The organism is Flagellimonas ochracea, from assembly GCF_009903685.1.
Lineage (GTDB): Bacteria > Bacteroidota > Bacteroidia > Flavobacteriales > Flavobacteriaceae > Flagellimonas > Flagellimonas ochracea.
The window spans coordinates 1-516 of sequence record NZ_JAAABI010000031.1 but is presented as its reverse complement, the minus strand read 5'-3'; the positions used below and the strand labels follow the sequence as shown (position 1 = coordinate 516).

Here is a 516-nt window from a genome sequence, read left to right as displayed (position 1 = left end):
TCAATGGAAAACGTGCCGAGATAAGTTTGAAACGTTATGTTTCGGTGAATGAATGGGATGAAAATAGGGGCAGACTCCATGGACTTACCCACAAGGCCCGTTTGTTGAACAGCTATTTGGATGAGGTTTATGGTGAGATTATGGATACCCATAAACAGTTGTTGCGTGAGGACAAGATTATTACATCTCAGGCCATCAAGGCCCGCTATCTTGGACAAGATGAAGAGCACAAGACCCTTATGGAGCTGATCAAATACCATTACGAATCACAAAAGAGCAAACTTCGTCCAGGAACCATCAAAAACTATTATGGTACAGAAAAGTATCTCAAAAGGTTTTTGGAGCATACCCGAAGAATTCAGGACATCAACTTAAAGCGATTGAACTATAAGTTCATTACCGACTTTGAGAACTATTTGATAAATGGGCCTGATCTGCAAAAGGGAAAGAAGTGTACCAATAATGGGGCCATGAAACATTTGGAGCGTCTAAGGAAAATGGTAAACCTTGCCGTGA

At 41.1% G+C, this 516-nt stretch carries 1 protein-coding gene; it reads left to right on the top strand.

Annotation, left to right across the window (positions count from 1 at the left end):
* Positions 1–26: 26 nt before the first annotated feature.
* The coding region (locus GTQ34_RS16620) for a phage integrase SAM-like domain-containing protein (RefSeq protein WP_235915065.1) at positions 27–516 on the top strand (490 nt) is incomplete at its 3' end.